The organism is Pedococcus sp. P2_A3 (assembly GCF_056405035.1).
Genome location: NZ_JBFUCW010000004.1, coordinates 199524 through 206339, shown reverse-complemented (window position 1 = coordinate 206339; position 6816 = coordinate 199524). Strand labels below are relative to the sequence as shown.

The following is a 6816-nucleotide window of genomic DNA, read 5'->3' as shown; positions in this document are numbered from 1 at the left end:
GGGCACGAGGGGTCAGGGCAGCGTTAGCGTGGGACACGAGGGCCTCCTGTTTTGTGAGCGGATACCTAGGCAGTTCCACTCCACCGCGGGAGGCCCTCCCGCGCCACTGATCAGATCAGCGGATCACACCCACTCAACCAACGTCCCCGGTCAGTACAGCTAGCAAAGGTTCCTGGCGAGGGCGGTCAGATGCCGCGCATCTGGTGCACCTTGAGCGCCAGGGCGAGCTTGAGCCGCAGCTGCGGGTCGGTGGTGAACGGGCCCAGCATCTTCTCCAGCTTCACGATGCGGTAGCGCAGCGTGTTGTAGTGGAAGAACAGCTGGCGCGCGGTCTCGGCCACGTTCATGTTGGTGTCGATGAGGATCGACAGGGTCCTGCGCAGGTCGGCGTTCTCGGCGGAGTCGTCGGTCGACAACGGCCCGAGCGCCTCGTCGACGAACCGGCGCAGGTCGGCGCTGTCCGGGATCAGCGCGAGCAGCCGGAACACCCCGAGCCCGTCGAAGTGGGTCACCGCCGAGTCACCGTGCAGCTGCCGGCCGACGCTCACCGCCGACAGGGCCTCGTCGTAGGCCTGGGGGAGGTCGGCCACGGACTCGACCGGGCGCGAGACACCGGTGGAGAAGGTGCGACGTCCACCGCCGCCGATCCCGCTGATGACGCGGACGATCTCGGTGACGGTGCGCATGATCGCCTCGGTGTCGGCTCCTTCGGGGACCGCGCAGAGGGCCACCACCTCCTGGCTGAACCCCATGACCGGGGCGCGGGGGTCGCGGACCGCCATCGCCTGGTTCCAGGCGCGCGCGAAGCGCTCCTGCAGGACGCCCACCTCCTCCGGCGAGCGGGACGAGTGCGCGTCGTCCTCGTCGGTCTCCGCCACGACGACCACGAGCCGGCGGTCGATGTCCCAGCCGAGCGCCGCCGCATGGGCCACCGCCTCGCCGGGGGTGCCGGCCCGACCGGCCAGGGCGTCACGCAGGAACTCCGCGCGGTACTTGCTCTCCACCGCCGAGACGGCCTGTTCCTTGGTGATCGCCAGTGCCGCGACGGTCGCTGCGCGCTCGAGCAGGTGGACGTCGTCGGCGGTGAGCGACCGGTCGCCCACGAAGGCCGCGAGCAGGCCGTGGTTCAGGTTGCCTGCCGCGATCCGCACCATGGCCCGTCGGGCCTCGACGCCGTGGCTCCGACGGATGCCGACCGGCTCGTGCTCGGTGATCAGCCGCCCGGTGCGGTCGAAGCAGTCGAGCGCCAGCGCCGCCGCGAGGTCCTCGTGGGAACCGGCCTGCGCCAGCACCCGGCCGTCGCTGCTCGTCACCATGGCCGCGCCGCCGAGGAAACCGGCCAGCCGCTGGCAGAGGTCCTCGAGCCCACCGCCGGCCAGCACGACACCGACGAGGATCTGGTGGGCCTCCTCGACGCGCTCGAGGATGCCGGACTGCTGGTCGAGGACCGCGCCGAGCACCTCGGTGACGATGCGTTCGGCCCGCACGGTGCGGGGGGCGAGCACGAGCGGGAGCCCGACCGTGGTCGCCCGCGCGCGCCAGCGGCGGACCTGGTCGGCGGACCCCCCGGCGATGGCCAGGGCGGCGGCGCCGTCGAGGGCGCTCTGGTCGAGGGGGTCCTGACCGGCCGCCTCCCACGCCTCCACGGTCTCGGCGTCGGTGCAGACCAGGTGGTGTCGTGGCGTGGCGGCGGCTCCGAGCAACGACGCCCGCACCACCCCACGGAGCAGCTGGTCGGGTTCGTGGACCAGCTCGGTGCCCGCCAAGGAGGGCAGGGTGAGGAGCCCTTCGAGGCTCACGCCCCCCACGAGGTCGCGGCTCGGAGCGGGGCCGACGGCCGATGGCAACTCCGCGTCAACCACGCCGCCATCCTTGGCAACATTCACCATGAGGTGACTGTAATCGCACTCGATAGCGTCGCTGCGTCAGTCCGCCGAATCACGACGGACCAGCGCGCGGAGGAGGTCGGTGATGGCACCGCCCACGACGACCTGGCCGGCAGCGGTCTCGGCCCGGTCGGTGGCCCTCGTCCACGGTGCACCACGACCAGCCACCGTCCTGGCCGTCTTCCCGACCGCGCTATACCTGCGGGTCGGTGGGCACTGCGACGTGCTGCCCGTCGTCACCCGGGGCGGGCTGCGGCTCCCCACCGCGCTCGCCGTGGCCACCGACCTGCCGACCGTGGGCTGGGGCGCCCAGCCGGGTGACGAGGTCGTGGTCGGCGGTGGAGCGGTGCGCCTGGCCGCGGTCACCCTCCGGGCCGTGCGCACCTGGCACCCGCGCTCCGTCCCGCGCGCCACCACAGCCCTGCGCGGCGGCCGCCTCTCGACTCTGTCGCTGCCCTGGCGTGCCCCCGCCCGAGGCGTCGTCGACCTGCTCCTGCGCCGCGACCGCGCGCCATACGCGCTGGCCGACCGGGTGGGCGCGCTCGTCGGCGCGGGGCCGGGACTCACGCCCAGTGGCGACGACGTGCTGTGTGGCGTCCTGCTCGGGCTGCACCTGCACGCGCACAGTTCACCGGCGCTCGTCGCAGAGCTGTGGCCGGCGGTCGAGCCCCGCCTCGCCGCGACGACGAGCCTGTCCGCGGCCTTGCTGCGCGAGGCTGCCGAGGGGTATGCCGCCGAGCCGGTCACGCGGCTGCTCGAGTGCCTCGCCACCACAGCGACACAGGGCGACGCGGCTCCTCTCCGGGAGGCGGCGCGCGCGGTGCTCGCGATCGGCCACACCTCGGGTGCCGACCTGCTCGGGGGGCTGGCCGGGTGCCTCGACGCCCTGTCCTCGCCGTCCGTCGTCACCCCGCCGACCATGCTGACGACTCCCGCCACGCTGCCCGCCGACCTGCCCGCCACCCCGAGGAGCCTGCCGTGACCGACCACCTCGAGGTCCGCAGCGGTGCCTACTACGACTCGGTCAGCCTGATGCAGGTCTCACGGCAGGTGGCCGGGGCGAGCGGGGTGTCCGCGGCGCAGGTCGCCATGGCCACCGAGCTCAACCTCGAGGTCATCGCGGCCATGGGCTTCGCCGTGCCGCAGGGCGTCCAGCCCAACGAGCTCGTCGTGGCCGTCCGGGCCGAGGACGACGACGGCATCAAGGCCGGGCTGGCAGCCCTCGAGGCGGCCCTGGCCGGCTTGCGGTCGGCCGGGTCGGGCGCGGGGGGTTTCGGTGAGGCTCCGCCACCGCGCACCCTCGGCCGTGCGATCGCCGCAGGTGACGCCACGCTGGCACTCGTCTCGGTGCCGGGGCAGCACGCTGCCGTGGAGGCCTTCGACGCCATCGCCCGAGGGGTCTCGGTGATGGTTTTCTCCGACAACGTGCCCGTCGAGGAGGAGGTGCGCCTCAAGGACGCCGCCGCCCGACAGGACGTGCTGGTGATGGGTCCTGACTGCGGCACGGCCGTCGTGGGCGGGGTGGCGCTGGGCTTCGCCAACGTCGTCGACCGCGGCCAGGTGGGCATCGTCGCCGCGTCGGGCACCGGCGCCCAGCAGGTGATGGCGCTGCTCGACGCCGCCGGAGTCGGGGTCAGCCACTGTCTGGGAGTGGGCGGACGCGACCTCTCGGCCGCCGTGGGCGGGCGGTCCACCCGCCAGGCCCTCGCCGCGCTCGCTGCCGACGACGCGACCGAGTCGATCCTCGTCGTCTCGAAGCCGCCGGCCGCCGAGGTGCTCACCGAGCTGGAGGAGTATGCCGCGGGGCTCGGCACGCCGGTGCACTGGGCGACGCTGGGCGCAGGACGCCCCGACCTCACGGCAGCCGTCGAGACCTTCCTGGGCTCGCTCGGCCGCGAGGTCCCGACCTGGCCGCAGTGGGACGCCCTCGCCACCCCCACCCCCACCACCCCCACCTCCGCCACCTCCGCCACCCCCGCCCTCGGGTCTTTGAGTGATCCGACGGGTCCTGGTCCGTCGGATCGCTCAAAGACTGGGGGTCGGGCGGGTGATGGGTACCTGCGGGGCCTGTTCTGTGGCGGCACCCTGGCCGACGAAGCGATGCTGGTCGCCGCTCAGCAGCTGGGCGACGCCGGGATCAGGTCCAACATCCCGCTGGCGCCCGATCTGGCCCTCGGCGCGGACCTGCGCGCCGACACCCACCTGGTCATCGACTTCGGTGACGACGAGCTCACCCGCGGCCGGGCCCACCCGATGATCGACCCCACGCTGCGGCTCGAGCGGATCGCCGCCGAGGCGACCGACCCGGGCTGCGGGGTGCTGCTCCTCGACCTCGTGCTCGGCCACGGCGCGCACCCCGACCCCGCCCCCGAGCTGGCCGACGCGATCCGGGCAGCCCGGGCGGTGGCCGCGGCCGCGGGTCGTGAGCTGCCGGTCGTGGTCTCGCTGACCGGCACCCGCGGCGACCCGCAGGGCCTCGAGTCCAGTGCCGCCCGCCTGGCTGCGGCCGGTGCCTCGGTGCACCTGTCCAACGCGGCTGCCACGAGGCAGGCGCTGGCCCACCTCGGCCGCGACCGGGACGGAGCGACCCGATGAGCACCCCCCTGCACGGACTCCTGCAGAGCGACCCGGTGGTCGCGACCGCCGGCGCCTCGATGTTCGCCGACGCGCTGCGTGACCAAGCCGTCGAGGTGACCGAGACCGACTGGCAGCCACCGCTGGACGGGACGGCGCCACACCTGACCCGCGTGATGGGCGATCCGCGCCGTGTCGAGGCGAACCGGATCGCCCTGGAACGCATGACGTCGGCGGGGGCCGACTTCGTCGACGTCCGGCCGGCCAGCGAGGCGCTCGGGCTCGAGCGCGGCACCTTCCTCCACGCAGGCCCGCCCATCGAGTGGGAGCGCGCCTCCGGTCCGCTCCGGGGCGCGCTCATCGGCGCGATGCTCTTCGAGGGCATGGCCGACTCGCCCGAGGCGGCCGAGGCCGCCCTGGCCCGCGGAGACGTCGAGCTCGAGCCGTGCCACCACCGTGACGCCGTCGGCCCGATGGCGGGCGTCGTCTCCCCGTCGATGTGGGTCTACGAGCTCCGCGACGAGGTGCACGACCACACCTCCTGGTGCTCCCTCAACGAGGGACTCGGCAAGGTGCTGCGCTACGGCGCGTACGGCCCTGAGGTGATCGACCGGCTGCGCTGGATGAACACGGTGCTGGGACCGTTGCTGCAGCAGGCGATTCGCGCCGCGGGCCCGATCGACGTGAAGTCGATCATCAGCCAGATGCTCCAGATGGGCGACGAGGGCCACAACCGCAACCGTGCTGGTTCGCTGATGCTGCTGCGCGAGCTGTTGCCCTCCCTCATCACCGCCGACGGCTCGTCGGCCGACATCGCCGAGGCCGTGCGCTTCTCCGGCGCCAACGAGCACTTCTTCCTCAACCTCGGGATGCCGGCCTGCAAGCTCTCGACGCTGGCGGCGGAGGGCATCGCCGGGTCGACGGTCGTGACGACGATGGCCCGCAACGGCACCGACTTCGGGATCCGCACCGCGGGCACCGGCGACCGGTGGTTCACCGGGCCGGCCAACACCCCCGAGGGGCTGTTCCTGGGCTCGTACGGCCCCGACGACGCGAACCCCGACATCGGCGACTCCGCCATCACCGAGACGGCCGGCATCGGTGGCTTCGCCATGGCGGCGGCCCCGGCCATCGTGAAGTTCGTGGGGGGCGACGTCCCGCTCGCCCTGCGCGCCACGCGCACGATGTACGAGATCACGGTGGGTGAGCACACGGCCTACCAGGTGCCGATCCTGGAGTTCCGGGGAACGCCCACGGGCATCGACGTCGCCGCCGTGGCGCGCACCGGGATCCTGCCCCAGATCAACACCGGCATGGCCGGCCGGGTCGCCGGCACCGGCCAGGTGGGGGCCGGACTGGTCACCCCGCCGGCGGAGTGCTTCACCCAGGCGGTCGCCGCGCTCGCGGCGGCGGTGCCCCGCGCGGGGTGACGCCCCGCCGGTACGGAGCCGCCGACGCGGCGTGGCAGGATGGGCGACCGTGACGGCACGCATCCTCGACGGCAAAGCGGTCCTGGCGACCATCAAGGACGAGCTCCGCGGGCGGGTGGACGTGCTGCGCGAGCACGGCGTCGTCCCCGGTCTCGGCACGGTGCTGGTGGGGGAGGACCCCGGCAGCCAGTGGTACGTCAACGCCAAGCACAAGGACTGCGCCGAGATCGGCATCACGAGCATCCGTCGTGACCTGCCGTCCAGCGCGACCCAGGCCGAGGTCGAGGCCGTCATCGACGAGCTCAACGCCGATCCCGGGTGCACCGGGTTCCTCGTGCAGCAGCCGACCGGCCTCGACGAGTTCGCGCTGCTGTCACGGGTCGACCCCACCAAGGACGTCGACGGACTGCACCCCACCAACCTCGGCTGGCTGGTCCTCGGCAAGGAGGCGCCGCTGCCGTGCACGCCGGCCGGCTGCATCGAGCTGCTCCGCCGGTTCGACGTGCCGATCGCGGGCGCCCGCGTCGCCCTCGTCGGCCGGGGCATCACCGTCGGTCGTCCGCTCGGCCTGATGCTCACCCGTCGCAGCGAGAACGCCACGGTGGTGCTCTGCCACACCGGCACCCGCGACCTCGCAGCCGAGGTGCGGCAGGCCGACATCGTCGTCGCCGCAGCTGGTCAGCCGGGCCTCATCACGGCCGACATGGTCAAGCCGGGAGCCGCCGTGCTCGATGTCGGCGTGAGCCGGATCGTCGCCGAGGACGGGAAGTCCAAGGTGGCCGGCGACGTGGCTGACGACGTCGCCGAGGTGGCCGGCTGGGTCAGCCCGAACCCGGGCGGCGTCGGACCGATGACGCGCGCGATGCTGCTGTCCAACATCGTGGCGGCCGCCGAGCGCCAGCTCGCCGAGACCTCGGCCTGACCCG

The 6816-nt window shown here is 73.5% G+C and carries 5 protein-coding genes; 4 read left to right on the top strand and 1 reads right to left on the bottom strand.

Features of this window, described 5'->3' with window-relative positions; genetic code table 11:
• Positions 1-185: 185 nt before the first annotated feature.
• The gene (locus tag AC1DX8_RS05315; RefSeq protein ID WP_477628873.1) at positions 186-1862 is read right to left on the bottom strand and encodes a PucR family transcriptional regulator; all 1677 of its coding nucleotides are present in this window, start codon (positions 1860-1862) and stop codon (positions 186-188) included.
• A gap of 109 nt (positions 1863-1971) precedes the next feature.
• Here AC1DX8_RS05315 and AC1DX8_RS05310 point away from each other — a divergent pair, with 109 nt between their 5' ends.
• Genes AC1DX8_RS05310 through AC1DX8_RS05295 form a run of 4 tightly spaced genes read left to right on the top strand, consistent with a single transcriptional unit; the run spans position 1972 to position 6812 of the window.
• Positions 1972-2868 carry an oxamate carbamoyltransferase subunit AllH family protein gene (locus tag AC1DX8_RS05310; RefSeq protein ID WP_477628872.1) on the top strand — a complete coding sequence of 299 codons (897 nt, stop codon included), beginning with the start codon at positions 1972-1974 and terminating at the stop codon, positions 2866-2868.
• Positions 2865-4481 carry an FdrA family protein gene (locus AC1DX8_RS05305; RefSeq protein WP_477628871.1) on the top strand — a complete coding sequence of 539 codons (1617 nt, stop codon included), beginning with the start codon at positions 2865-2867 and terminating at the stop codon, positions 4479-4481. The genes AC1DX8_RS05310 and AC1DX8_RS05305 overlap by 4 nt, the downstream gene beginning before the upstream one ends.
• Positions 4478-5890, top strand: a complete 1413-nt coding sequence (locus AC1DX8_RS05300) for a YlbE family protein (RefSeq protein ID WP_477628870.1) — start codon at positions 4478-4480, stop codon at positions 5888-5890. Before AC1DX8_RS05305 ends, AC1DX8_RS05300 begins: the two co-directional genes overlap by 4 nt.
• Before the next feature lie 49 nt (positions 5891-5939).
• Complete coding sequence (locus AC1DX8_RS05295; protein ID WP_477628869.1) at positions 5940-6812, top strand: bifunctional methylenetetrahydrofolate dehydrogenase/methenyltetrahydrofolate cyclohydrolase; 873 nt, start codon at positions 5940-5942, stop codon at positions 6810-6812.
• Positions 6813-6816 lie beyond the last annotated feature (4 nt).

Coding starts and splice junctions, on each gene's coding strand:
- AC1DX8_RS05310 (WP_477628872.1), top strand. CDS start 1,972: ATGGCACCGCCCACGACGACCTGGCCGGCAGCGGTCTCGGCCCGGTCG.
- AC1DX8_RS05300 (WP_477628870.1), top strand. CDS start 4,478: ATGAGCACCCCCCTGCACGGACTCCTGCAGAGCGACCCGGTGGTCGCG.